Raw genomic sequence first — 24,887 nt, 5'->3', positions numbered from 1 at the left:
CTAGCTATGCTTGAATTAACAGTTAATTTGGACGAGCGAAGTTATCCTATTTATATTGGTCAATCTGCTCTTAAAGAGACTGGTCGGCTGCGTGAGCACATCGGCGATTGTCGACCAATCATTATCACTAACGACACCATTGCACCTTTATATCTTGATGATGTAATGACGTCGTTAGCTGATCTTAACCCGTTATCTTTTATTATCCCTGATGGTGAGCAATACAAATCACTTGAGTGGTTTGAAAAGATTTCGGCGTTCTTACTTGAACATAACTGTGGTCGCGATACGTGCCTTATTGCATTAGGCGGTGGTGTTGTGGGTGACCTCACAGGTTTTGTTGCTGCATGTTATCAACGTGGCGTGCCTTTTATTCAAGTACCAACTACCTTGCTCTCGCAAGTTGACTCATCAGTAGGTGGTAAAACGGCAGTAAACCATCCGCTTGGTAAAAACATGATTGGTGCTTTTTATCAGCCGCAAGCAGTATTTATCGATACACAGTCTCTTCATACATTGCCAGAGCGTGAATTCGCAGCGGGCATGGCTGAAGTTATCAAGTATGGCCTCATTTACGACACAGAATTATTTGCTTACCTTGAGCAAAATATTGCCAACCTTAAATCACTCGACGAGCAAACATTACAGCACGTAATTTACCGTTGTTGTGAAATCAAGGCCTTAATTGTTGCACAAGATGAAAAAGAAGCAGGTTTACGCGCATTACTAAACCTAGGGCACACCTTTGGTCATGCGATTGAAGCGCAAATGGGTTACGGTAACTGGTTACACGGCGAAGCTGTTGCGGCAGGTATGGTACTTGCAGCACGTCTAGCTCATACCCGTGGTGATTTAACCGCAGCTGAACTTGAGCGCGTCGTTAAATTGATTGCAGATTATGACTTACCTGTTGATATTCCAGCAGAAATGACCAGCGAGCAATTTTTAACGCACATGCGTAAAGACAAGAAAAACAAAAAAGGTACGATTCGCTTTATTCTACCTACTCAATTTGGTCAATGTGCGCTGGTAAGTGATGTTACTGATCAGCAGGTTTGTGATTTAATAGCGCGCTAATGCAATCGCAAATATTGCCTAGCCGTGCTGCGCTAGTTGATCGAATCGCTCTGCAGTTTGAATATGGGCAAAATCTAATTTGCTTGCTTGGCCCGTCAGGCCTTGGTAAAAGCTATTTATTAGAAACCTTCATTACTGATAAATACCACAACTTTAATAAAGCGTTTGTTCAGTTGTCAGGAAAAATGACTGACCAGCAGTTTATGACTGAATTGCTAGAACAAAGCTTTAGTAACCCGCTGATTGATCACGCTTTAAGTTTGTCTGAAAATTTCTATCAACTCTATAAACAACAACCTTGTGGTGATTGTTTATGGGTGATTGATGGAGGCCGTCATTTATCGGAAGAGTTAATTCAGCAATTAGAAATTCTTGCTAAGCAAAGCCCAAGCACGTTATATATATTGATTGCATCACAATCGGTTGGGCAATTTATCCAAGCCGTCGAGATCCACCTTGAAGCGCTAAATATAAGTGAAAGTAAACAGCTCATGCGTTGGTTTTTCGATAGCCTCCCTGTGGAAGAAGATCCTGTTTTTCGCACTTTCTTACAAGAGGCGCATGGTAATCCTGCCTTATTACTTGCATGGCAACCAGAACAACAAACCGCAGACATTCGCGCACCCGAAAAAAGCTATAAACTGCTTTATTTAATTTTGCTCTTAATCACAACCATGCTGCTTATTATTGGCTTTCTATATAAAGCAGACATGACCGAGTGGTGGAAAGCGCACTACCAGCAAGATACAACGAGCACTGTGGCAACCGCATTACCTGCAGAAGCGGTAATTAATGGTCCAGTAGAAAGCAAAGAGCTAGCTTCGGAGCACGCTCAAGATGAGTCTCAAGCCGAGCAGCAAGTTACCAATCATGATGCTGTCGACACGACTCAAGCTGCTAATGTGCCGGTTGATAACTCTGTAATAGAAAACCGTGAAAAAGAAAGTCATAACAATAATGTCGCTGCGATTGTTGATAGCCTATTACCTGCAGAGCAAGTAGCAGAAGAGACTGATCAGCCAACGCCTGATGAAGTAGCGACAGCCATCATGAGTAACGCTGAGCCAATTGCAGACGAGGTAACTGAATCAGAACCTCAGCAGTCGTTAGTGGGTAACGCGTGGTATTTAACTCAGCCAGATGACAATTTTGTAATCCAATTACTTGCGGTGACTAAGCAAGAGATCAGCGATAAGTTTATTAAAGAAAATGGCTTGCAAGGGCAGGTAAAGACTTACCAAAGTTTACGTAACGGTAAGCCGTGGTGGATTGTCACTTATGGCAGTTATAGCACACTCAATGACGCGAAGAAGGGCGTAACAACACTTTCTGATAATGTGCGTAAAAATCAGCCGTTTTATAAAAAAATAAGTAAAATTAAACAAGAAATCGCTTCACTAAATCAGTAAATTAAAACTGATTAGTGTAAAATCGCGCAACACCGAATTGAAGTTAAGAGCAGATGCAGCAAAAGACCAGAGCCTTCCTTAAATGGGCGGGTGGAAAATACAGCCTAGTTGAAGATATTCATACCCGCTTGAAGCAAGCGAGTGTGGATGCTGACACCTTAGTTGAACCTTTCGTTGGTGCTGGCTCTGTATTCCTTAATACGGATTTTAAGCATTATATTTTAAACGATATCAATGCGGATCTGATCAACCTTTACACTGAGCTTAAACGCACGCCTGATGAGTTCATCAGTGATGCAAAAAAGTTGTTTGTAGAGCTCAATAACCATCCTGAAGCCTATTATGAGTATCGTGTTCAATTTAATCAGAGCAGCGATGTGTATGAGCGAGCGATTTTATTTTTATATATGAATCGTCATGGCTATAACGGTTTGTGTCGTTACAATCTAAAAGGTATTTTTAATGTGCCTTTTGGTAAATATAAGCGCCCGTACTTTCCTGAAAAAGAAATGCATTTCTTTGCCGAAAAAGCGCAGCAAGCAACCTTTACCTGTTTAGGTTATGACGAGGTGTTTAAGCTTATTCCTGAAAACGCAGTAGTGTATTGCGACCCACCTTATGTACCGCTGAGTAAAACGGCATCATTTACTTCCTATGCTAAAGGCGGCTTCAATTTAGATGATCAAGCTAACTTGGCTAATTTAGCTGAGCAAGCGGCATTCGAAAATAACACGCCGGTGCTTATTTCTAACCACGATACTGTATGGACTCGTAAAATCTATAGCCAAGCATCACTGGATGAAATTCAGGTAAAACGCACGATTAGCCCGAAGGGCGGTTCACGTAATAAAGTGAATGAGCTAATGGCTATGTATTTAGCACCAAAGAAACGGTGAAATAAATCGCTGCTACAAACAGGCTGAATAAAACTAGGGCAATGACGATAATAGTTCTGAGCGAATGCTCTTTGAAATCAGCTTGACGCTTGTCTTCTGATTGCACACCAAAAAATGCCGCGAAGACACTTTGTAATGCACTAATGAATTTGTTCATGCGGTTTAGAACTTAGAACCTAAACCGCTAACTTTCTTTGATTCTTCGTTACTTGTTAAGAGTTCAAGTAAATCAAGGTAATGGAATTGAGCGCTGCGGCTATCACCCGTTAACCAAGAAAACCATCCTGTTTCTTGTTCTGCTTTCATACATTGAGCAGAAGATGATGATGCGCTAACTGTGTTGCACGAGCAACCAGACGCCACTGCTAAAAAGTCGTCTTCATCAGCCGATGAAAAAGATACAAACGCAGCAACAGAAAGTGCGGACGCGATTAAGATCCCTATTTTAAAAGCACGCATGAGAATAACCCTTGTTTGTGTTATTTAGACAAGCATACATAACAATTGCTCAAATAACAAACTTAATTACTGCTGAATTAAATAAAAATTTAATAAAATTAACCCTTTAAAGTAAATTTTATGTTTATATTTTGTTTCATATGCATGTATTGTTACATCTTGATTAATAGAGCTTTAGTTCAACTTTTGATTAATTCACCTTAAATTCAATAGGCTAAAAGGATTAGCTTCTCTCTATCGCATTCTAACAACCTGCTGTGGTGTTTTAATCAGCTGTCGATTGGGTTACATTATGCGCTCTTCTTGCAGTCGCAAATTATGATGGAATCTCTCATGTTGGAAACATTACAAAAGTATTTAATAGCCCCTTCTATTTTATCAGCTGACTTTGCCCGTTTAGGTGAAGATGTTGATCGTGTATTAGCAAGTGGGGCAGACGTTGTACATTTTGATGTAATGGATAACCATTATGTGCCAAACCTAACTTTTGGCCCGATGATTTGTAAGGCACTGCGCGATTACGGTGTCACAGCACCGATTGATGTGCATCTTATGGTGAAACCTGTCGATCGCCTAATTCCCGACTTCGCTGAAGCGGGCGCTTCTATTATTAGCTTTCACCCTGAAGCAAGTGAGCATATTGACCGTACCTTACAGCTTATAAAAGACAGCGGTTGCCAAGCAGGGCTTGTATTTAATCCTGCGACCAGCCTTAGCTACCTTGAGCATGTGCTCGATAAAGTTGATGTGGTGCTATTAATGTCGGTTAACCCTGGTTTTGGTGGTCAAAGTTTTATTCCGCATACGCTCGAAAAGCTTCGCCAAGCGCGTAAAATTATTGATGATTCAGGTCGTAATATTCGACTAGAGGTTGACGGTGGTGTTGGTGTTAATAACATTGCTGAAATTGCAGAAGCGGGCGCTGATATGTTTGTTGCTGGCTCTGCAATTTTCAATCAACCAGATTACAAAGCCGTTATCGATGCGATGCGTAGCGAACTGGCAAAGGTTGAATCATGAAATACGATGCAGCATTTTTTGATTTAGACGGCACCCTAGTCGACAGTGTTTATGATTTATATATTGCGATGAACCTGACTCTTACTGACTTAGCGTTTCCGGTTGTTACGCAGAAGCTAGTCGAAAGCTGGGTCGGTAATGGTATAGAAACACTTGTTAAACGAGGTTTGAGTGGCGATATGCAAGTTAGTGAGCATTTAGATGAAGCCCTTGCTGAGCGTGCAATTAAGTTATTTTATCAGCACTATGACCAAGTTGTAGGTGACTATAGTGCGCTTTATCAGCATGTAGAAACAGGGCTTGCCGCACTTGCTGGTATTCCTAAAGTGGTGATCACCAATAAGGCGCGCCGTTTTACCGAAAAGTTACTTGATAAACTGTCATTGACCAGCCATTTTCAGTTTATTGTCTGTGGCGATGATATGGCTAAGAAACCTTCACCAGAACCATTGCACTTTGCTTGTCAGCAATTAGATGTTAGCCCTGAAAAAGCGGTTATGATTGGCGATTCAAAAAGTGATATTTTGGCAGCAAAAGCTGCAAATGTTGACGTTGTCGCGCTTGGTTATGGCTATAACCAAGGTGAAAACCTCGCTGATTTCAATCCAGAGTACCTCTGCGAGAATTTCTTAGATATAATACCCGTTCTTACCCAAAGGTAAGTGCATTTTAATTTCGTCTTTTTAGTTTAGTAAAAAATATAAAGGAACATCATGAGTAAACCAGTAGTGTTAAGTGGCATTCAGCCAACCGGTGGTATGACAATAGGCAACTATGTTGGCGCTATTAACCAGTGGCTTAAGCTACAGGAAGACCACGAAAGTTTCTTTATGTTAGTTGATTTACATGCCATTACGGTACGCCAAGATCCAGAGCAATTACGTTCGCGCGTTCTTGACGGTATTGCGCTATATGCTGCATGTGGTATCGATCCAGAGAAAGCGGCGTTATTTGTACAATCTCAAGTACCAGAACATGCACAGCTAAGCTGGGTATTAAACTGTTACGCGCAAATGGGTGAGCTTAATCGTATGACGCAGTTCAAAGATAAGTCATCTAAGCATGCGAATAACGTGAATGTGGGTTTATTCTCTTACCCAGTGCTGCAAGCAGCTGATATCTTGTTATATCAAGCAGATCAAGTGCCAGTGGGTGAAGATCAAAAGCAACATCTTGAATTAACACGTGATATCGCAACACGTTTTAACAACCTATACGGTGACGTGTTCAAACTACCTGAGCCGTACATTCCTGAGTTTGGCGCACGTGTAATGAGCTTACAAGATCCGCTGAAGAAAATGTCTAAGTCAGATGAAAATCCAAACGGTTACATCATGTTATTGGATGAGCCGAAGAAGATTGAAAAGAAACTGAAAAAAGCAGTAACCGATTCAGACGAGCAAGCGCGTATCTACTTTGATCGTGATGAAAAACCAGGTGTATCTAACCTACTTACTTTATTATCAGTTGCAACTAAGCGCTCAATTGAAGACTTAGTACCTGAATATGAAGACAAAATGTATGGTCACCTGAAAAAAGACACCGCAGCAGCGGTTGTGAATATGATTGAGCCAATCCAAGCGCGCTTTAAAGAGATTCGTGAAGATCAATCATTGCTTGATAGCATCATGAAATCAGGTGCTGAAAAGGCGAGTATTCGCGCTGAGAAAACATTAAAAGCTGTGTACGATGCGGTAGGTTTTATCCCTCGCCCGTAATCTTTCAGCAAATAATTGAAATAAAAATACCGCTATAAAGCGGTATTTTTTTAGCTATTAAAAACTAAGCACGATTAATACTGTAAACAAACAGATAAGTGCAGCAGCGGTTTTGTCTGTTTTTTCCATTTTCTTATTCCTCATCTGTGTTCAACTGTTTAATTGCATAGCCTTTATTTTTTAGTAAGCCTAACAAGCTATCGTCACCGGCCAAGTGGGCTGCGCCAACAAGCACCAGCTCTTTTTGATGATTAGTAAAATAGCGCTCTATCTTGCTAAGCCAGGTTAAATTACGCTGCTTAATTAGCATGTTATAGGTGAGTAGATCATGCTCTTTGAGCGGCATAATAGTGAGTGTATTCATTGCCTGCATATCGCCATTTCGCCATGCATCAAGCAGGGCAGCATAATGATGCTGATAGTGAGATATTTGCGCTAATTGTGATTCAATAAAGGCACTTTCGTCTTGGCTACCTAATTGCTTAAATAGGTGTAATTGAAACGCTAAGGTTTCAAGGAAAGCCAACTCTTTATCATCTTGTTTTGCTAATTTAGTTAGGTAGCTGTCGACACCTTCACCTAGTAGTGATTGCTTTTGTAATTCTAATGACGTCATTAACAAACTTACCAAAAATGGGCGAAAGCTATCGAACTCACTCAGTTTCATACCGTAACGGTTTAGCTGCTCTTCTAACTGCAGCTTCACTTTTGCTGTTAGCTTGCTACTTAATGTTTCACCTGCTTGGTAGCTAAGCGTTTTTAGCATTGTGAGCTGTGCCGAACTATCGCTTGGTGCAGGTACATCGGCTTCAAGTACTAAGGTATCTACTTGTTTATAAGCTTGATTAAATTCTACTGGGAGTGGTAGCTCTTTTGGAGGCAAAATATGAATTGAACCTGCAATGTAAATATAGTCATCGCCTTTACTTACCTGCCAAACAGCACTTTTAGCAGCGCCAAACCCACTTGTTAATAAGCCAGATGCAGCAACTGATGAGATGAGAAAGTGTCGAGTCAGTGTTTTCATTATTTACGCCTGTTAATTGAAAGAAGCTTGCTCAGCACTCTGAGCAAGCCAACGATTACTTATTGAGTTGTTGCTCAATTTGCAAATCAATTTTATTGTTCATTTGCTCAATAGACGCTTCGATAGAAGTCTCTAATTGCTGATTTAGTTTTTGAGCACCTTGCGTATTAAGTAAGGTATTAGGCGATGTAATAATGATTGCAGTGACAGCTAAAAGTGACATCATTTTTAATACTGAGTTAGTCATAATTTAATTCCTTTAATTGGTTGATTAGTTTTATCAGCGAAGCAAAATTGGTTGGTAGCCCGTTGATGGAAACTACAATAGCGAGGAATTTACATAGAGTCGCTTATCTAGTTCTAAGCGATTTATTTATAAGGTTTTAAAATTTTAATTTGTTTTATTTCAGTGTTTTATGTCTAATTCTTACGGAGTGAAATAAGGTTTTAAAGCCTATTATTTTGAGGCTGTGTATTTTGATGTTAGTGTTCCTGTATTAAAATAGGGAACGGATGGGTTTTGCTATGGGCTTTAAAGTAAAACATTATGCGACTAAAACTGTAGCTGCGAATAGCTCATTAGAAGGGAACTAATTTTAACTGAGCTTATTATTGGTAGCCTTTGCGCAGCCTCGCAAAGGTCGGCTATGACGCAACAATGCTGCTTATTTTTATACCCAACTTAGTAATCGCCTTAGTTTTTTGGCTTTATTGGGCATTCCATATTTCATGTCATTAGAGAAAAGCGCAGTAAGCCAAGCGAGTAGTATTGATTGCTGCGTTACTTTGCTACTGGAGTGACACCAGGTGAGTCACACGCAATCACTTCAAATCGATAGCCATATTCGGCATTGTGATCAGGAGTTACTTGTACTATTTCGTAATCATTCAGCTCAACGGCTTTACTGTTTTCTGCTTTTAAACAGCGTGAATAACTATCGGCTTCAAAGCTGTAAGCAAACATCGCAATTAAACGTTTGCTGCGTTCAAAGTAACCTTTGGTATCTAAAAATTGGCGAAGGTTTTCGGCGGTTTCGCTGTCACCTTTTATATCTACGTCTTGGCTTGGAGCTGAGCTTTCTTTATTTTCAGGCAGTTGTTGCTCGAGCTTTTCACCGAGTTCTTCGACCGCTTTTTGCTGCTCTTCACCGGATTCTTTGGCAATGACTTTGCTATCGAGAAAGGTACTGACCATGTTGTCGAGCACTTCTTCAGGGGGCTTATCATCAAGAAACGAAATCAGGTTAATAAAGACGACTGACGCTAAAACAAAGCGCACAATAGCGGTTAACAGCGGCGAATAGCTTTGACTAATAAATTTAACTCGCTCAGAGCCGAATGGCTTTATCAGCAACAAGATAAAAATGTAGAAAGGCAAAAAAAGTTGAAATAACAATAAAGTACCTAGGGTTACTCCCATTGCCCAGGGTGGTAAATACAACAGGGTAGCAAAGTTATGTGTGTAGTTAAAATGACTGGAAGAGACATGAGTCACATCATTAACTATGCCGCTCGCACCGGCCAAGACAAAATTAGCGATACTGGCATAGAAAATTAAAATCAGTGCTTTGCCAGCAAGAGAGTGCCAAAGCTGGTTAAACTTGGGCCAAAACTCAATAACAAGCGCAATGATAGTGATGGTGGCACTTAGCCAGCCCGATTGCAGAACAATCAGGCTGCTTAATGCTAAAAGGTAGAGCTTTTGTGCGGTACTTAAGTTAAACCAAATGGCTTGTAATCGTTCAACCAGCCTTGTTTTATGAGGCTGCCAGCTACGTTGCTGTTGTTGAAACTGTTTATTAGCGCGCCATTTTGCAATTTTTAAATACCTACGCACGCAATATCCTTTTATAGTAATGGTTTTAAGTATCTTCCCGTGTGTGAGCGCTCACAATCGGCGACGTCTTCAGGTGTACCAGAAATTAAAATTTCACCACCGCCTGAACCACCTTCTGGGCCTAAATCGACAATCCAGTCAGCAGTTTTAATCACATCAAGGTTATGCTCAATAACAACAATGGTATTACCATGATCGCGTAAGCGGTGCAGTACTACTAATAATTGCTGAATATCAGCAAAGTGTAAACCTGTAGTTGGTTCATCAAGGATATATAGCGTTTTACCGGTATCGCGCTTTGAAAGTTCGCGAGCCAGTTTCACACGCTGTGCTTCACCACCCGAGAGGGTAGTAGCAGCTTGACCTAAGCGAATATACGACAAGCCAACATCCATTAAAGTTTGCAGTTTACGTGCAATGGCCGGAATTTTATCAAAATAGTCACGGGCATCTTCAACGGTCATTTCGAGTACTTGGTGAATGTTTTTACCTTTGTACTGTACTTCGAGGGTTTCGCGATTGTAGCGCTGACCTTTACACACATCACAAGGTACATACACATCAGGTAAAAAGTGCATTTCTACCTTGATCACCCCATCGCCTTGGCAAGCCTCACAACGGCCACCTTTAACGTTAAAGCTAAAGCGACCGACTTTATAGCCACGCGAACGGGCTTCTTGAGTGCCTGCAAATAGCTCACGAATACCAGTAAAAATACCGGTGTAAGTGGCAGGGTTTGAGCGCGGAGTACGGCCAATAGGGCTTTGGTCAATATCAATCACTTTATCAAAATGATCTAGGCCCTTGATTGACTTGTACGGGGCCGCTTCAGCGGTCGTTGCGCCATTTAACTCGGTATGAGCCAGTTTAAATAAAGTGTCGTTGATAAGTGTTGATTTACCTGAGCCTGACACACCGGTGATACAGGTCATTAAGCCAAATGGAATACGTAAATCAACGTTCTTTAAATTGTTACCTGTGGCACCAAATAGCTCAAGCCATTTGTCGTTGGTTTGATGGCGAGTCGCTGGTACTTCAATTTTCTTCTCACCAGAAAGGTACTGACCCGTGATTGAATCTTTGCTGGCAAGAATATCGTCATGGGTACCTTGTGCAATAACATGACCGCCATGAACACCGGCACCTGGGCCGATATCGATAATATGATCCGCAGCACGAATGGCATCTTCGTCATGCTCAACCACAATGACGGTGTTGCCTAAATCACGTAAGTGAATAAGGGTTTTTAGTAAGCGGTCGTTATCGCGTTGGTGCAAACCAATTGATGGTTCATCCAGTACATACATTACACCAACTAGACCTGCACCAATTTGACTTGCTAAACGAATACGCTGCGCTTCACCGCCAGACAGGGTGTCGGCACTTCGCTCAAGCGATAAATAATTGAGACCTACATTAATGAGGAAAGATAAACGGTCACGAATTTCTTTAAGGATCTTATCGGCAATTTGGGCGCGCTGGCCTGTTAGATTTAAACCATCAAAAAATGCCATGCTTTCACCAATACTCATCGTGGTGATTGCTGGTAGATTGGTTTGGCCTATAAATACATGGCGAGCTTCTTCGCGTAATCGAGAGCCATGACAGCTCGGGCACGCTTGGCTTGTTTGGTATTTTGCGAGCTCTTCGCGCACTGAGTTTGACTCTGTTTCACGGTAGCGGCGATTCATATTATTTAAAACGCCTTCAAACTCATGGTTACGCGTAATTAAATCACCACGGTCGTTACGGTAATTAAAGGCAATTTTAGTTTTACCTGAACCTTCAAGAATCACCTTTTGCGCATCTTTACCAAGTTCTTGGAAAGGCACTTCTAGGTCAAACTTATAATGCTCAGCGACAGCTTGCAGCATTTGGAAGTAATAAAAGCTACGTTTGTCCCAACCTTTAATTGCACCACCCGATAGGCTTAGCTCAGGATTTTGCACAACACGGTTTGGATCAAAATACTGACGCACACCTAAACCATCACAGCTTTGACACGCACCCGCAGGGTTGTTAAACGAGAATAAACGCGGCTCAAGTTCACTCATTGCATAGCCACACGTTGGGCAGGCAAAATTAGCAGAAAACAGCATGTCTTCGCTGAGTGAATCGTCCATTGCCGCTACATGGGCAATACCAGATGAAAGCTCAAGGGCTGTTTCGAATGATTCAGCTAAACGCTGTTGTTGGCCATCTTTAACTTTAAAGCGGTCAACCACAACTTCAATCGTATGCTTTTTATGAAGCTCAAGGGTCGGTGGATCTGATAAGTCACAGACTTCGCCATCGATACGTGCACGAATAAAACCTTGGCTTGCTAGTTGCTCAAGCAGCTTAACATGCTCACCTTTACGGTCTTTTACCACCGGTGCTAACAACATTAGCTTACTTCCTTCAGGAAGCGCTAAAACGGTATCGACCATTTGGCTGATCGTTTGTGCTGCAAGCGGTAAATCGTGAGTAGGGCAGCGAGGCTCACCGACACGGGCAAATAATAAACGTAGGTAATCGTATATTTCGGTGATGGTACCGACCGTTGAACGCGGGTTATGCGACGTCGATTTCTGCTCAATAGAGATAGCAGGTGATAAACCTTCAATGTGATCAACATCGGGTTTTTCCATCAGCGATAAGAACTGTCTTGCATACGCTGACAATGATTCAACATAACGACGTTGCCCTTCTGCGTACAAAGTATCAAACGCTAAAGACGATTTCCCTGAACCAGATAGGCCAGTGATAACTATCAGCTTATCACGGGGAATGGTTAGGCTGATGTCTTTTAAATTGTGCGTACGGGCGCCTCGGACTTCAATGTTTTCCATGCTATCTCGTTTTATTACCTAATTATTTTTTCAGTATCTCATAATACGCGATAAGATTAATCCTTGATCAAAGAAAAAATCATCGCTTACAGGTGATTATTTAGTTTTCGCTTGTGGTAGAATCCACGCTCAAATTTTAATAGACAGCAAGATCAGTAATTCATGACAGCATCTTCACTCAACTCTCGAGAAAAACGCGCTGCCGTTTCGTTGGCGAGCGTCTTTGCATTCCGTATGCTTGGCCTATTTATGCTGATGCCAGTATTGGCGATTTATGGTCAGCAACTAGAAGGTTTTTCGCCGCTTTGGATTGGCTTTGCTATTGGTGCCTACGGTTTAACGCAAGCGGTGTTACAAATACCGATGGGGTGGTTGTCTGATAAAATTGGCCGCAAAAAAGTGATTATTGGTGGCCTTTGTATGTTTGCTCTTGGTTCAGTGATTGCGGCAACTGCTGAGTCTGTTCAAATGGTTACGCTAGGGCGTGCACTTCAAGGCATGGGGGCGATTGCCAGTGCCTTATTGGCACTTGCTTCTGATTTAAGCCGTGATGAGCAACGTCCGAAAGTTATGGCCGTGATTGGTATGTGTATTGGTATGAGCTTTGCTGTTGCTATGTTACTTGGGCCAATTGTTGCTGCATCGTGGGGAGTCGCTGGGGTATTTTGGCTTACCGCAGGGCTTGCCATTTTAGGTATTCTAATCGTGTTATTTTTAGTTCCTAATGCGGTAAGTAAAGCCCCAAAAGGGGATACGCTTGCTACTTTAGATGACATTAAACAACTGATTAAACACCCGCAATTAGCACGCCTTGATTTTGGTGTAATGCTGCTGCACCTGACATTAACCACTGTATTTGTCGCCTTACCAGGCCAGCTTATCAAAGATGGCTTAGTTGCAGACCACCATTGGTATTTATATATTCCTGTGCTGTTTTTAGCGTTTTTCTTAATGGCGCCTATGATGATTGTGGCGATTCGTAAAGAAAAAGAAAAACAAGCGTTTATTGGCTCAATCGCGCTGCTTGTTTTAAGCATGCTAGCAATGTCGTTATGGGTTGATTCAGTGATTGGTATTGGTATTTGTATGCTGGTTTACTTTATTGCTTTTAACTTTTTAGAAGCAACCATGCCTGCACTTGTGTCACGTATTGCTCCTGCAAACCAGAAAGGCTCTGCGATGGGCGTATTTTCATCAACACAGTTTTTTGGTGCCTTTTTAGGTGGTTTATTAGGAGGTTACGTTGCTCAAGCATTAAGTGCGCAAGCAGTGTTTGCGGCGGCGGCACTTGTTGGGGTAATATGGCTTATCCTTGCTTGGAATATGCAAGTCCCACCAAGAAGTAAAATAATTAGCTTAATGACTGAATTAAGTTCAGAGCAGCAGGCACAAGCGCTTGCTTCTCGTCTTGTTGCTTTACCGGGCGTAATTGAAGCAACGGTTGTCTGTGATGAAAATCGCAGCTATTTAAAGATTAATGATAAAGAATTTGACCTAGACCAAGCACGCAAAGTGGCTGGTTTAATCTAACGTTTTATAGGAGAAGTTCCATGGCACGCGGTGTGAACAAAGTTATCTTGGTTGGTAATTTAGGCCAAGATCCAGAAGTACGTTATATGCCTAATGGCAATGGCGTAGCGAATATCAGCATTGCTACGACAGATAGCTGGAAAGATAAAAACACAGGGCAAATGCAAGAGCGTACTGAATGGCACCGTGTTGTGTTGTTTGGCAAACTAGCAGAAGTTGCTGGTGAGTATCTTCGTAAAGGTTCACAAGTTTACATTGAAGGTCGCCTACAAACACGTAAATGGACTGATCAATCAGGCCAAGAAAAATTCACTACAGAAATCGTGGTAGACATGGGCGGTCAAATGCAAATGTTAGGCGGTCGTGGTGAGCAGCAAGGTGGCGGCTATCAAGGTGGTCAATCACAAGGCGGTTACCAAGGTGGCCAACAACAAAGTAGCGGCTACGGTTCTGGCCAGCAAATGCAGCAAAGCAACAATAATAGCTATGCGCCACAGCAGCAGTCTGCACCTGCGCAACAACAGCGCCCGCAGCAACAATCTGCACCTCAGCAAAGCAATAACCAATACGGTGGCGGCTATGGTCAGCAGCAAAACAGTGCGCCTCAACAAGGCGGTTTTGCACCTAAGCCACAAAATGCACCACAAGGCGGCGCATCAAACCCAATGGAACCACCTATCGACTTTGACGACGATATCCCGTTCTAATTGGTGACATAACAAAAGCTGAATAATTAGTTTTTAAGAAGCCCCGCATTAGCGGGGCTTTTTTATGTGTGAGAATCTAAAGGTAAGCTGGTAGTCCGAATTGGCTATATTTAAAACCTGGTCTAAATTTATAAAACCCTAACCCACTACTTTTCTATTAACTATGCAATTTTTAAGGAAGATAAGTTTTCAACAGGCGCTAGCAGCGGTTATCGCTTTTGCTTTGGTTGTCATGATTGCAGCTTCTTATACTGTTATTAATGAGTCACTTACTAGAAAAAGCACCGTTGAGAAGGATGCTGTATTTATACGTGAAGCTTTGATGGTTGATGAGATAGCTCACGAAACGGCAGTTGAACGGGGGTTAACGGCTGGTCTTATCGGTTCGGGCTACAGTCAAAATAAAGAGCGTGTTGCTCAGCAGCGTTCAGTAGTCGATAAAGCGTTTAATAAATTTGCTCGCTATACCCAAGAACAAAAGCTTTCATCAACATTATTCAAAGCTGTATTGGCGAAACATGAAGTGATCACAACGCTTAGGGAGAGCGTCGATAAGCAACAAGGTCAACATGCATTTGTTGTTTATTCAGATTCAAACAAGTTCATGCTTGATGTGGCTAACCGACGCGTTTCGCAGGTCAAACAAAGTGAAGCGATTGCGTCTGGTCTTGCGATAGTCGAAATGTCTTTATTAAAGGAAAGATTGGGGCAGGTGAGAGGTAAAGTGAATGGCGTTTTATCTTCCAAGTCTATTTCTGAAAGTAATCAAGTGCTTATCAGAAGCTATTTTCACAACATTGAAGAAACCTTGTTTCTGCTTTCTTTAACACTTACAGATGAAGCGGATCAAAAGTGGTTAGCAGAATTGACTAACTCGCAAACTTATCAAGATGTAAAAAGCATTGTTGAAAAACTTAACCAAGAAAGCGGCGAATTAGCCCAAAACTATCCAGCACCAGCAGATTGGTTTGCTCAGTCGACCGAGTTAATAGGCAAGATCCGCAAGCATATTCTGCAAAAGCAGCAAAACCTAGAAGCGCTCATAGAGCACGGTCGCAGTAGTGCACATACAGCGGTATATGCCACAACTGGTTTTGCCATTGTTCTTATAGGTTTGTTCCTCGCGTTTGGATTATTCGTTATTAAGTCGCTGGCTAGAAAAGTAACGAGAGTACGAGATGTTATTGGTAACATCGCCACGAGCCATGATTTGGGAGTAAGAATTAACGATAATTCAAGTGATGAAATTGGTGCAATTTCCAGAAGTGTTGATGAACTTGTCGATGCGCTTACTGATTTAATTAGGCAAGTTCAGCAAGCAAATAACACCAGTGAATCCAGTGTTAAGTCGTTAATCTCGTTTGCTAAAGAGCTGTCTGTACGTGTTGAAAATATCAACTCAACAACGACAACGTTGCACGATAACTTCACAAGGTTATATAGCCAGATTGAACAAATCGCGGTATCTGCGGAAGAGAGTTCTAAAAACACCACAAAAGCCAATGATTTATCCGCAAGCACCAAGCAAATTATTGGCAAGAATAAAGCAAGTATTAGTTCGTTGTCAGATTTGATCCAGCAAGCGCATGAGCAATCGGATGCCTTAAGTGCCAAGACTAATAGTATTCAATCTGTGCTTGATACGATTTCGAGCATTGCAGAACAGACTAATTTACTGGCTCTTAATGCAGCAATAGAGGCTGCTAGGGCAGGAGAGCAAGGCCGTGGCTTTGCAGTGGTTGCTGATGAAGTGCGTGGTCTAGCTACACGCAGTCAGGCCTCAACATCTGAAATATCTTCTGTATTAGATGATATAAAACAGCAAGTTCAGCAGTTGCAGGTGTACATGGAAAATACCTCTGAATCAACGCAAATGGTCAGTGATAATAGCGAGAAAGCGTTAACAAACATTGATATTTTAACTGACAATATCAGCGATGTGAGCAGGCAAACAAACACGGTGTCAGACGCGATTGAATTGCAAAGCCAACTTGCTGAAGAAGCAAGCAAAGCAAGTCAGGATATAACGGCAAATATGCATGATGTGCAAAATGAATTAACGTTACTTTCAAAGCTTATCGTTGATTTAGAAAATGCCCAACAAAGAACCTCTAATGCCGTCAATATGTTCAAAGTTAATTAGAAAGCAAGACTAACTGAACTGCTGCGTCAGTATTATTAATATCCCTCTGAAAGTAATTGGTAAGATTTAAAGCCAGCCCATGTGTTGGCTTTATTAATAACTCAAACTTTGTTGCTACTCCTTTAAGGTGGGCTTTGCTGGTTACAAAATAATAATCATTAACCCTTTTTGCTAGGTGTTTAAAATTACAAAACTTTTGACAGCGTTAGTTCTAGGATAATTCTGAAATTGCTTTTAATCGCCCTGCAGCCTTGTATTTATGGGGTTCTTGAACAACACTTTGTGTATGTTTGAGCAACTAACATGTGAAATGAAACGAGACTTAACTTCACAAATAAAGCAACCGGAGGCCATTTATGTGGCGGCCGCGTTTTTGCTATTAGTTGTTTTTAATATTTTCTTAAGTGATGTGTTGCACGATAAAGTTCATCGCACAGGTACTGAGCTTGCAAAGCAAGTGTATGAATTAAATCTCGACCCGATTGCTTCGCAAGATATTATTGCGACCTTGGTAAAGAGCCAAGGCTTTGCAATGAGTGCCAGTGATGTGCCACATAACTTTGCAAATTTTATTAACCTTGAGCAAGAGGTGTTTAGCTATAAAACGGTTAATCTGCGCTTGTTTCATTGGCCTTCTTGGCTGGTTGAAAGTCACTTATTTTTGTTCTTGAATCTAATATTGCTTGGCACTGGGTATTGGGGTTTCCGCTGGTGGAAAAAAATGTTCAAGCAGTTAGCGGTGGTTGAAAAACCAGTTATTAAACCATTTGAGCCTTTGGGCACTCAGTTGGCGGCAAAGAAAATAGCCCCACCAAAACCTTTAGGTCATCAAGATTTAAATATTTTGTATGGTGTGCCAACTAACTACAATCATTTGTTTGCACTGTTTTTTTGGAAAAATCCATTTCCTGCTAATCTCGACGTTGATAATTACTTTAAATTAGTCATAGCAAAGGGATTTGGTGAGCTAGTAAATCGCTCTGTTAAATTACTGCCATCGGGTGGCGTTGCTGTGACATTAAACAATGTGCCTGCCACAGAAGTTGATAAATACACCAAGCGATTACATCAGGTTATTTATCAAGCCTGTTTAAACTACCGTAGTGACTTGTCGCGATCGGATATTAAAATAGGCGTGTGTAATTACCGTACGGGAGCTGATCAGGCGGTAGTTTATCAGCTTACTAAATCGGCATTAGCACTGGCTAAACAAAGCGCTTGGCAGCATATTCATCGCTTGCCTTTTGGGCATACGCAGTCAAGTATGCTCGCAGATAGTAAAGAACACCTTTTTGAGTACATAAAGAAAAAGCACTTTATGTTGTTTTTTCAACCTTTGTTCGACTTACAAACCGGCGATATTTTACAGCATGAGGCGTTGATCCGTATTCGTCACAAGAGCTTAGGCTTGCTTGCGGCTCGGCATTTTATTCCTCATATGAGCAGTAAAAAAGATGTCTTGTTATTGGACCAAACTGTCATTTCTCAAGTGAAGAAAATGCTGAAAAACGAATCAGGCCCGTTGACTGTGAGTATAAACTTGCACGCAATGAATTGGTTTAATGACGAGTTTTGGGAATGGTTTAAACAACAAATGGTCGATTTTAATAGTGCAGAAAAACTGCAGTTTGAACTCAGCGAAGACGATTATTTAAAACAGCACAAAAAGCTCAGTGAGCAGTTCGAGTGTTTAGAAAAACTGTCGGCAGGCATTGTCATTGATAATGTGCGCACTGCTGAGCATTTAGCGACCTACAAAGATATTAAAAATGTATGCAGTATTAAGTTGGCTTTTGAGCTGATCCACAATATTGACACCAACACGCAGCAGCAAAAGATGGTTAAGCAGATAATCAACAAAGGCACTGAGTTAAACTTTCCTGTTTATGCAGTTGGAGTAGAAACTCAGAACGAGCTAGCGACTTTAAAAAACCTAGGTGTCATTGCAGCTCAAGGTTTTTACTTTGCCGAGCCATTACAAAAATTGGCGGATATTACGCCTTATAGTTAGTCAATGAGGCCTCGGTATTTCAAGCCATCTAACCCCTGTAGTCCGCCAGTATGAACCGCAATGATGTGCGTTCTTTCAGCAAAGTAACCTTGCTCTATAAGTTGCCATACGGCATAGAGCATTTTACCGCTGTAAATAGGTTCAAGAGGGATTGCGTGTTGCTTGCTAAAGGTTTGGCAAAACTGCCATAAATCATCGCTAAATTTTCCGTAGCCGCCATCATGAAAATCACATAACAGTTGCCAGTTTTGTTGTTGTTTAGCTTTATTGCTGAGCAGCTTAATTTCTTCTATTAAATAGTCCGCTTGCTTTAACACTGCGACACCTAACAGCTTTGTATGCTGCGGTGCGCCTTCAATTAACCCCGCTAATGTGCCGCCACTACCGGTTGGGCAAGCAATCACGTCACAACTTGGCAAGCTTTGCGCTAATTCTTTGCAGCCTAAAAGCGCAGCAGCGTTAGTGCCGCCTTCTGGCAATATGTAAGCATTGGGGAATTGCGCTTGTAACTGCGCTAAATAAGCTTGGTCGTGCCTTAGTCGGTAAGTTATACGGTTAACCGGGTGTAAGCTCATACCGCATTGCTTTGCGTAGTGGAGTGTTGGGTTGGCTTCGTCTAGCTCTGGGCCGCGAATAATACCGTGGGTTTTAAAGCCAAATAGTTTACCCGCTGTCGCTGTGGCATGAATATGATTTGAAAATGCCCCCCCAAAAGTGAGTAATTCAGATTTACCCTGTTGCTGCATCGCATCTAAGTTAAATTTGAGCTTACGCCATTTATTACCACTAATTTGCGGATGAATTAGATCATCCCGCTTGATGCTAAGCTGAATTTTACGCGCAGCTAATAAGGGGTGATGAATTGTTTGTACTGGTGACTCAAAAGAACTATTCACGGCATCATTTTTAGTAAAAAAACACGCCTAATTGTAGCAAAGTCGTCATACAGATAGAAATTAGTCAATTAAACTAAAATGATTTTGTTATTTACTGGCATCAACTAAGGTAATAGAGGTAAACTCAGATAATAATTGAACAAAGCTTGTGTTTTGCCTTGCAAGTACATAGCATAAGAGTTTAATTATAAAAAAATAATAATGACCAAATAATTGCCGCTTTTTGGGAATGGAATATATGCGAATTGCTCCTTTATCTCTGTTAATTTCAGTTAGTTTGCTAGCAACTAGTGCATTTGCACAAGATACTGCTACGGTAACTGGCATTGAATCAGAGATCAGTAAAAAACAAGCCGAATACGATAACTCGACCCTAATCCTCGAAAAACACCTAAAAGAAGAAAGTCAGTTACAAAAACAACTCGAATTATTGCGCGCCCGCTCAACAGAGCTAGACAAAGAAAAGAATCAAGCGCTAGATGCAATGAACGAGATGTATCGCCGACTGATTGATGACCCAACGCTTGATATCAGTAATGCACAATCGCGTTATCAAAAAGCGGTGGTTGATCATAAACAAAACAAAGATGATATTTCGATGCAATTGGCGGCAATTGCTTCGCATAGAAAAGATATCGAGCAAATTCGTGTATCAAAGCATACCCAGTTAAACACCTTAGAAAGTTTAAAAGAGCAGTTAGCAACGGCACGTGTTGAACGTTTACGTAATGAGTTTACGCGTGAAGGTACGTTAGAGGTTAATCACACAATTAACTGTAAGCGCACCGAAACACTTGCTGCCTGTGAGCAGCGTGGTCAGCAAATGGGCTTACAAAAAGCCACTAAACGTTTTGTAGACCAAATTTTTGCTAACTTAACTGAAGAGCGTTTAGTTGAACCAAAACGTAACCTTGCTGGTGCACAAGTTAAGATTTTAAGTAGTCATGTAGTGAACAGTGCTTTCAGTGGCCAAGGTAACTACAACGTTAACTTAAGTGTGACGATGCGCGGTGACGTAAACAGCAGCCGTTTATGCAGCTTACTTAATTTAGATAACCGTTTTTGTGCAGATTATGGCTCGCCACTGGCAGGTAACTTTCAGCCAAACTACGGCACCACATATTCTGATAGTCAGTTAACATTCAGTGACTCTCAGGATAATAGCCAGGTGGTATCGGTTTCGCGTATGAGCGAACAACCAGTAAGCGATTACTCTGTAAAAAAGCCAGTAAAGGTTGAACCATTACCTGATCTAAAAAAATCTAAAATGGTTGAAATAACACTGCGCTCAAATGTTTATGATGACGAAGTGTTTATTGATGGTGTGAGCTATGGCGCAACTAGGTTAACGACATCATTACCAAAAGGTTTTCATGATATTGAAATTCGCAAACGTGGCTATAAAAGCTACAAAGCGCGAATTGATCTGCGTAAAGCACAAACCATTAATGCAAACCTAGTAAAAGTGCCTGAACCTGTTGTTGCAGAAGTGACTGCGGTACCAGAGCAACCAGTCACAGCACCTGTTGCGAGTATTGTTAGTAAAACCAGTTCTGCCAGCATTGTGGTTATCCCTGCTGGTAAATTTAAAATGGGTGATATTAACGGTAATGGTTTAGCGAATGAGCGCCCAGTAGTAGAAAAAACGATTGCAAGTTCATTTGCAATGCAAAGCAAAGAAGTGAGCGTTGGTGAGTATGAGCAATTCGTTGCGAATACAGGCTACAAAACAGAAGCAGAAAAAGATCGCGGCTGTGCGTATTACTTAAATGGTGAACCAGTATGGGAAGCAACTCTAAACTGGCGTAACCCAGGCTTTGATCAAGAAAGTGATTTTCCGGCGGTTTGTTTAACTTATAACGATGCCAAAGCGTATGCAGATTGGTTATCGGGTCAAACAGGTCAGCTATTTCGTTTACCAAACGAGGTTGAGTGGGAATACGCTGCACGTGCAGGTAAAGAAACTGAATACCCTTGGGGTAACGAAATTGGTAAGAATCTAGCGAACTGTGGCTGGTGTGGTAGCGAATGGTCAAACAAGAGCGCAGCACCAACAGGGTCGTTTTCTCCTAACGCATTTGGCCTATACGATACAGTAGGTAATGTGTGGGAATGGACTAACAAAAAGTCAGGACAGTCTGATGTGGCTGTTCGAGGCGGTGCATGGAATTTTGCTCCTAGCCTAGCACGCGTTTCAACGCGCTTAATCTTAGCGCCAGATTTTCGTGCAAACTATATCGGTTTCCGTTTAGTACGCGAACGATAAGAATTTAAAAAGGAAGCAATGGATGCTTCCTTTTTTAGCAATTTAATTAAAGCAGTTGCGCTTTTTCATGATTAGCATGATAGAGTGAGAGCAGCTAGTATAAGAACGAATTTTCAAAGGTCATCCAGCCTCATGTTTAAAAAACTCCGTGGTATTTTTTCAAACGATCTATCGATCGACTTGGGTACAGCCAATACCCTAATTTATGTAAAAGAAGAAGGTATCGTATTAAACGAGCCTTCAGTTGTTGCTATTCGTCAAGAGCGTGCTGGTGGCCCTAAGAGCGTAGCATCTGTAGGTACCGAAGCTAAGCAAATGTTAGGTCGTACTCCGGGTAACATTAAAGCGATTCGTCCAATGAAAGACGGCGTTATTGCTGATTTCTACGTGACCGAAAAAATGCTACAACACTTCATCAAGCAAGTGCATAACAACAACTTTATGCGCCCAAGCCCGCGTGTTCTTATTTGTGTGCCTTGTGGTGCAACACAAGTAGAAAAACGTGCTATTCGTGAGTCTGCAATGGGTGCAGGTGCTCGTGAAGTATATCTAATCGAAGAGCCAATGGCTGCGGCTATCGGTGCAGGTTTGCCTGTATCTGAAGCAACCGGTTCAATGGTTGTTGATATCGGTGGTGGTACAACTGAAGTTGCTATTATCTCATTAAATGGTGTGGTTTACTCTTCATCTGTACGCATTGGTGGTGACAAATTTGATGAAGCTATCATCAACTATGTACGCCGTAACTTTGGTAGCTTAATTGGTGAAGCAACTGCTGAAAACATCAAGCACCAAATCGGTTCGGCTTTCAAAACAGATGAGCCAATTGAAATTGAAGTACGTGGTCGTAACCTAGCCGAAGGTGTACCGCGTTCATTCACGCTGAACTCACACGAAATCTTAGAAGCACTACAAGAGCCATTAATGGGGATTGTGAGCGCGGTAATGGTTGCTCTTGAGCAGTCTCCGCCAGAGCTTGCATCTGATATCTCTGCACACGGTATGGTATTAACCGGTGGTGGTGCATTATTAAAAGACCTAGACCGTCTATTAATGGAAGAAACAGGTATTCCGGTTGTGGTTGCTGATGATCCATTAACCTGTGTTGCGCGTGGCGGCGGTAAGGCATTAGAAATGATTGATATGCACGGTGGTGACGTATTTAGTTACGACTAATGAAGTTACTGTTTGGTCGTACCATCTCTTTGCAGCTGCGACTTTTTGTCGCAGTGCTTTTGAGTGTCGTGTTGATCGTGGGCGATCGCTACACTCAAGGTGGTACAACAATTCGCACCAGTCTAAATACCCTAGTTAGCCCACTTATTTATCTTGCCAATTTGCCGTATGAGCTATTTAGTATTGGCGCGAAGAATCTGCATACCCGCGAACAGCTATTAACCGAAAATGAAGCGTTAAAAAAGAAGCAGTTATTACAAAGCGAACAACTACAACAACTGTCATTTTTATCTCGTGAAAACGATAAATTACGCGCTTTACTCGGTTCATCGGCTAAGCAATCAAATCGTAAAATCATTGCACAAGTCCTCTCTGTTCATTCAAACCCGTATAGCCACCAAGTGGTTATTAACCGTGGTACAACGGATGGTCTAAGTGAAGGCCAAGCAGTGATTGATGAAATGGGGGTAGTGGGGCAAATCACCCAAGTCGGGTCGACGACTTCTCGCGTACTGCTGATGACTGATACAACCCACGCCACACCTGTGCGTATTTTACGTAACGATGTGCGTACCGTGGTTGAGGGCATTGGCAAAATCAACGTGGTAAAGCTATCGCATGTACCGCATAGCCTTGATGTTCGCATTGGCGATATCTTGGTTACGTCTGGTCTTGGTGGCACCTTCCCAGAAGGTTATCCGGTTGCCGTGGTGACCGAAATTAACCGTGATGAAGGGCGTCCATTCGCACAAGTTTATGCTGAGCCAATTGCGCAACTTGACCGTATTCGCTTATTGGTTGTGCTGTGGCGCAATCAGCAGGAGAGCATCAGCAATGAATAGTCGTCACTCTTTGCTGATTGCTATCAGTATCTTCTTTGCATTGGTAATGGCACTAATGCCGTTACCAATTTCGTTTGAACCATACCGCCCAGATTGGGTGTTGATGGTTTTAATGTATTGGTCGTTAGCGGTGCCGCATCGTTTAAATATTGGCACAGCTTGGGTCGTTGGGTTATTGATGGACCTTGCCTCTGGCTCGCCTCTCGGTGTGAACTCACTGACTTATTCGGTGTGTATATTTATCACTGCGAGTAACTTCCAAAAAATTAGAAACTTTTCTTTATGGCAGCAAAGCATTTTAATTGCTTTGTTTTTAACGCTTTACCACCTAATGCAATTTTGGCTAAACCACTTTTTAATGGGCGTTTATTTTAGCCCGCATTATATGTGGCCAGTGCTAACCGGCATGCTTTGTTGGTGGTGGATATTCTTAATTTTGCGTAAATATCGCCGTCATTTCAGGATTAGATAATGCAAACCGCAATTTATTTGGCGTCTGCATCACCGCGCCGAAAAGAGTTGCTCAGCCAACTTGGCGTTGAGTTTTCTCAATTTAGCGTTGATGCTGATGAAAGCCAATTCCCAAACGAAGCCCCTCGTGATTATGTAGAGCGCCTAGCCAGACTCAAGGCACAATCGGGCGTTGCTATGGGTTACACAGACCGTCCAGTGCTTGGCAGTGATACCGTGGTTGTCATTGATGACACTGCACTTGGTAAACCGCTAGACCAAACTGATTTTACCGCCACCATGAAGCGCTTATCTGGCCGCACTCATCAAGTCATGACGGCTGTGGCAATTGCTGATAGTGAGCAAGTAAAAAGTTGTCTTGTGATCACCGATGTTACATTCAAGCCACTTAGTGATGCTGAAATTGATGCTTACTGGCACAGTGGCGAGCCACAAGATAAAGCCGGTGGTTATGGTATACAAGGCCTAGGTGGGCGCTTCGTTAGCCATATTTCGGGTAGCTATTTTGCGGTTGTCGGCTTACCTTTATATGAGACAGAGCTGTTATTAAACGAATTTTTAAGAGGGTAAC

Annotated in this window: 22 protein-coding genes; 15 read left to right on the top strand and 7 right to left on the bottom strand. The window is 41.9% G+C overall.

Going from position 1 to position 24,887, the window contains the following annotated elements:
- Positions 1-6: 6 nt before the first annotated feature.
- From aroB to NH153_RS00480, 3 genes are read left to right on the top strand one after another with little or no spacing between them, the layout of a single operon-like run.
- A complete protein-coding gene (gene aroB / locus NH153_RS00490; protein ID WP_063699923.1) occupies positions 7-1,077 on the top strand; it encodes a 3-dehydroquinate synthase in 1,071 nt (356 codons plus the stop codon).
- Positions 1,077-2,486 carry an AAA family ATPase gene (locus NH153_RS00485; RefSeq protein WP_063699921.1) on the top strand — a complete coding sequence of 470 codons (1,410 nt, stop codon included), beginning with the start codon at positions 1,077-1,079 and terminating at the stop codon, positions 2,484-2,486. Before aroB ends, NH153_RS00485 begins: the two co-directional genes overlap by 1 nt.
- Before the next feature lie 53 nt (positions 2,487-2,539).
- Complete coding sequence (locus tag NH153_RS00480) at positions 2,540-3,382, top strand: Dam family site-specific DNA-(adenine-N6)-methyltransferase (RefSeq protein ID WP_063699919.1); 843 nt, start codon at positions 2,540-2,542, stop codon at positions 3,380-3,382.
- On the opposite strand, the gene NH153_RS00475 is transcribed toward NH153_RS00480, so the two are convergent.
- Positions 3,354-3,539 (bottom strand): DUF2970 domain-containing protein, encoded by a 186-nt coding sequence (locus tag NH153_RS00475; protein WP_063699917.1) that lies wholly within the window; start codon positions 3,537-3,539, stop codon positions 3,354-3,356. The genes NH153_RS00480 and NH153_RS00475 overlap by 29 nt on opposite strands.
- A gap of 5 nt (positions 3,540-3,544) precedes the next feature.
- Positions 3,545-3,841, bottom strand: coding sequence for a hypothetical protein (locus NH153_RS00470; RefSeq protein WP_063699915.1), 297 nt, complete (start codon positions 3,839-3,841; stop codon positions 3,545-3,547).
- A 333-nt stretch (positions 3,842-4,174) separates the two neighbouring features.
- On the opposite strand from NH153_RS00470, the gene rpe reads away from it, so the two are divergent.
- The 3 genes from rpe to trpS are packed head-to-tail and all read left to right on the top strand — an operon-like array spanning position 4,175 to position 6,579.
- A complete protein-coding gene (gene rpe, locus NH153_RS00465) occupies positions 4,175-4,861 on the top strand; it encodes a ribulose-phosphate 3-epimerase (protein WP_063699912.1) in 687 nt (228 codons plus the stop codon).
- A complete protein-coding gene (locus tag NH153_RS00460) occupies positions 4,858-5,523 on the top strand; it encodes a phosphoglycolate phosphatase (protein WP_063699909.1) in 666 nt (221 codons plus the stop codon). The genes rpe and NH153_RS00460 overlap by 4 nt, the downstream gene beginning before the upstream one ends.
- A gap of 51 nt (positions 5,524-5,574) precedes the next feature.
- Positions 5,575-6,579: a tryptophan--tRNA ligase gene (gene trpS / locus NH153_RS00455; RefSeq protein ID WP_063699907.1), complete on the top strand. Its 1,005-nt coding sequence runs from the start codon at positions 5,575-5,577 to the stop codon at positions 6,577-6,579.
- Positions 6,580-6,712: 133 nt separating this feature from the next.
- Here trpS and NH153_RS00450 read toward each other — a convergent pair whose 3' ends face one another.
- The 4 genes from NH153_RS00450 to uvrA form a co-directional block, all read right to left on the bottom strand.
- The gene (locus tag NH153_RS00450; RefSeq protein ID WP_063699904.1) at positions 6,713-7,606 is read right to left on the bottom strand and encodes a TraB/GumN family protein; all 894 of its coding nucleotides are present in this window, start codon (positions 7,604-7,606) and stop codon (positions 6,713-6,715) included.
- A gap of 55 nt (positions 7,607-7,661) precedes the next feature.
- Positions 7,662-7,853, bottom strand: a complete 192-nt coding sequence (locus tag NH153_RS00445) for a hypothetical protein (protein WP_063699902.1) — start codon at positions 7,851-7,853, stop codon at positions 7,662-7,664.
- 534 nt (positions 7,854-8,387) lie between these two features.
- Positions 8,388-9,443, bottom strand: a complete 1,056-nt coding sequence (locus NH153_RS00440; protein WP_063699900.1) for a hypothetical protein — start codon at positions 9,441-9,443, stop codon at positions 8,388-8,390.
- Between the two features lie 11 nt (positions 9,444-9,454).
- Positions 9,455-12,274 carry an excinuclease ABC subunit UvrA gene (gene uvrA, locus NH153_RS00435; protein ID WP_063699897.1) on the bottom strand — a complete coding sequence of 940 codons (2,820 nt, stop codon included), beginning with the start codon at positions 12,272-12,274 and terminating at the stop codon, positions 9,455-9,457.
- A gap of 162 nt (positions 12,275-12,436) precedes the next feature.
- Here uvrA and NH153_RS00430 point away from each other — a divergent pair, with 162 nt between their 5' ends.
- The 4 genes from NH153_RS00430 to NH153_RS00415 all read left to right on the top strand — a co-directional run bounded on the left by NH153_RS00430 (position 12,437) and on the right by NH153_RS00415 (position 18,665).
- Positions 12,437-13,804 carry an MFS transporter gene (locus tag NH153_RS00430; RefSeq protein WP_063699895.1) on the top strand — a complete coding sequence of 456 codons (1,368 nt, stop codon included), beginning with the start codon at positions 12,437-12,439 and terminating at the stop codon, positions 13,802-13,804.
- A gap of 20 nt (positions 13,805-13,824) precedes the next feature.
- Positions 13,825-14,511, top strand: coding sequence for a single-stranded DNA-binding protein (gene ssb / locus NH153_RS00425; RefSeq protein WP_063699892.1), 687 nt, complete (start codon positions 13,825-13,827; stop codon positions 14,509-14,511).
- 232 nt (positions 14,512-14,743) lie between these two features.
- A complete protein-coding gene (locus NH153_RS00420) occupies positions 14,744-16,654 on the top strand; it encodes a methyl-accepting chemotaxis protein (RefSeq protein ID WP_063699890.1) in 1,911 nt (636 codons plus the stop codon).
- 310 nt (positions 16,655-16,964) lie between these two features.
- A complete protein-coding gene (locus NH153_RS00415) occupies positions 16,965-18,665 on the top strand; it encodes an EAL domain-containing protein (RefSeq protein ID WP_167350227.1) in 1,701 nt (566 codons plus the stop codon).
- Here the strand turns inward: NH153_RS00415 and NH153_RS00410 are convergent.
- The gene (locus tag NH153_RS00410; protein WP_063699888.1) at positions 18,662-19,561 is read right to left on the bottom strand and encodes a 1-aminocyclopropane-1-carboxylate deaminase/D-cysteine desulfhydrase; all 900 of its coding nucleotides are present in this window, start codon (positions 19,559-19,561) and stop codon (positions 18,662-18,664) included. The genes NH153_RS00415 and NH153_RS00410 overlap by 4 nt on opposite strands.
- 238 nt (positions 19,562-19,799) lie before the next feature.
- Here NH153_RS00410 and NH153_RS00405 point away from each other — a divergent pair, with 238 nt between their 5' ends.
- The 5 genes from NH153_RS00405 (at position 19,800) to NH153_RS00385 (ending at position 24,886) form a co-directional block, all read left to right on the top strand.
- On the top strand, positions 19,800-21,827 hold the full coding sequence (locus NH153_RS00405) for an SUMF1/EgtB/PvdO family nonheme iron enzyme (RefSeq protein WP_063699886.1): 2,028 nt from the start codon (positions 19,800-19,802) through the stop codon (positions 21,825-21,827).
- A gap of 132 nt (positions 21,828-21,959) precedes the next feature.
- On the top strand, positions 21,960-23,003 hold the full coding sequence (locus NH153_RS00400; RefSeq protein ID WP_054552787.1) for a rod shape-determining protein: 1,044 nt from the start codon (positions 21,960-21,962) through the stop codon (positions 23,001-23,003).
- Positions 23,003-23,845, top strand: a complete 843-nt coding sequence (gene mreC, locus NH153_RS00395) for a rod shape-determining protein MreC (RefSeq protein ID WP_054563354.1) — start codon at positions 23,003-23,005, stop codon at positions 23,843-23,845. The genes NH153_RS00400 and mreC overlap by 1 nt, the downstream gene beginning before the upstream one ends.
- Complete coding sequence (gene mreD / locus NH153_RS00390; protein WP_054552785.1) at positions 23,838-24,317, top strand: rod shape-determining protein MreD; 480 nt, start codon at positions 23,838-23,840, stop codon at positions 24,315-24,317. Before mreC ends, mreD begins: the two co-directional genes overlap by 8 nt.
- Positions 24,317-24,886 carry a Maf family protein gene (locus tag NH153_RS00385; RefSeq protein WP_063699884.1) on the top strand — a complete coding sequence of 190 codons (570 nt, stop codon included), beginning with the start codon at positions 24,317-24,319 and terminating at the stop codon, positions 24,884-24,886. Before mreD ends, NH153_RS00385 begins: the two co-directional genes overlap by 1 nt.
- Position 24,887 lies beyond the last annotated feature (1 nt).

The organism is Pseudoalteromonas gelatinilytica (assembly GCF_001641615.1).
GTDB lineage: Bacteria > Pseudomonadota > Gammaproteobacteria > Enterobacterales > Alteromonadaceae > Pseudoalteromonas > Pseudoalteromonas gelatinilytica.
Note: the sequence above shows the minus strand (reverse complement) of the source record. Positions and strands in the feature narration are given on the sequence as shown.

What these genes read in the sequence shown, in the direction of transcription:
- aroB (WP_063699923.1), top strand. Translation starts at nt 7, where the DNA reads ATGCTTGAATTAACAGTTAATTTGGACGAGCGAAGTTATCCTATTTAT.
- NH153_RS00485 (WP_063699921.1), top strand. Translation starts at nt 1,077, where the DNA reads ATGCAATCGCAAATATTGCCTAGCCGTGCTGCGCTAGTTGATCGAATC.
- NH153_RS00480 (WP_063699919.1), top strand. Translation starts at nt 2,540, where the DNA reads ATGCAGCAAAAGACCAGAGCCTTCCTTAAATGGGCGGGTGGAAAATAC.
- NH153_RS00475 (WP_063699917.1), bottom strand. Translation starts at nt 3,539, where the DNA reads ATGAACAAATTCATTAGTGCATTACAAAGTGTCTTCGCGGCATTTTTT.
- NH153_RS00470 (WP_063699915.1), bottom strand. Translation starts at nt 3,841, where the DNA reads ATGCGTGCTTTTAAAATAGGGATCTTAATCGCGTCCGCACTTTCTGTT.
- rpe (WP_063699912.1), top strand. Translation starts at nt 4,175, where the DNA reads ATGTTGGAAACATTACAAAAGTATTTAATAGCCCCTTCTATTTTATCA.
- NH153_RS00460 (WP_063699909.1), top strand. Translation starts at nt 4,858, where the DNA reads ATGAAATACGATGCAGCATTTTTTGATTTAGACGGCACCCTAGTCGAC.
- trpS (WP_063699907.1), top strand. Translation starts at nt 5,575, where the DNA reads ATGAGTAAACCAGTAGTGTTAAGTGGCATTCAGCCAACCGGTGGTATG.
- NH153_RS00450 (WP_063699904.1), bottom strand. Translation starts at nt 7,606, where the DNA reads ATGAAAACACTGACTCGACACTTTCTCATCTCATCAGTTGCTGCATCT.
- NH153_RS00445 (WP_063699902.1), bottom strand. Translation starts at nt 7,853, where the DNA reads ATGACTAACTCAGTATTAAAAATGATGTCACTTTTAGCTGTCACTGCA.
- uvrA (WP_063699897.1), bottom strand. Translation starts at nt 12,274, where the DNA reads ATGGAAAACATTGAAGTCCGAGGCGCCCGTACGCACAATTTAAAAGAC.
- NH153_RS00430 (WP_063699895.1), top strand. Translation starts at nt 12,437, where the DNA reads ATGACAGCATCTTCACTCAACTCTCGAGAAAAACGCGCTGCCGTTTCG.
- ssb (WP_063699892.1), top strand. Translation starts at nt 13,825, where the DNA reads ATGGCACGCGGTGTGAACAAAGTTATCTTGGTTGGTAATTTAGGCCAA.
- NH153_RS00420 (WP_063699890.1), top strand. Translation starts at nt 14,744, where the DNA reads ATGATTGCAGCTTCTTATACTGTTATTAATGAGTCACTTACTAGAAAA.
- NH153_RS00415 (WP_167350227.1), top strand. Translation starts at nt 16,965, where the DNA reads ATGAAACGAGACTTAACTTCACAAATAAAGCAACCGGAGGCCATTTAT.
- NH153_RS00405 (WP_063699886.1), top strand. Translation starts at nt 19,800, where the DNA reads ATGCGAATTGCTCCTTTATCTCTGTTAATTTCAGTTAGTTTGCTAGCA.
- NH153_RS00400 (WP_054552787.1), top strand. Translation starts at nt 21,960, where the DNA reads ATGTTTAAAAAACTCCGTGGTATTTTTTCAAACGATCTATCGATCGAC.
- mreC (WP_054563354.1), top strand. Translation starts at nt 23,003, where the DNA reads ATGAAGTTACTGTTTGGTCGTACCATCTCTTTGCAGCTGCGACTTTTT.
- mreD (WP_054552785.1), top strand. Translation starts at nt 23,838, where the DNA reads ATGAATAGTCGTCACTCTTTGCTGATTGCTATCAGTATCTTCTTTGCA.
- NH153_RS00385 (WP_063699884.1), top strand. Translation starts at nt 24,317, where the DNA reads ATGCAAACCGCAATTTATTTGGCGTCTGCATCACCGCGCCGAAAAGAG.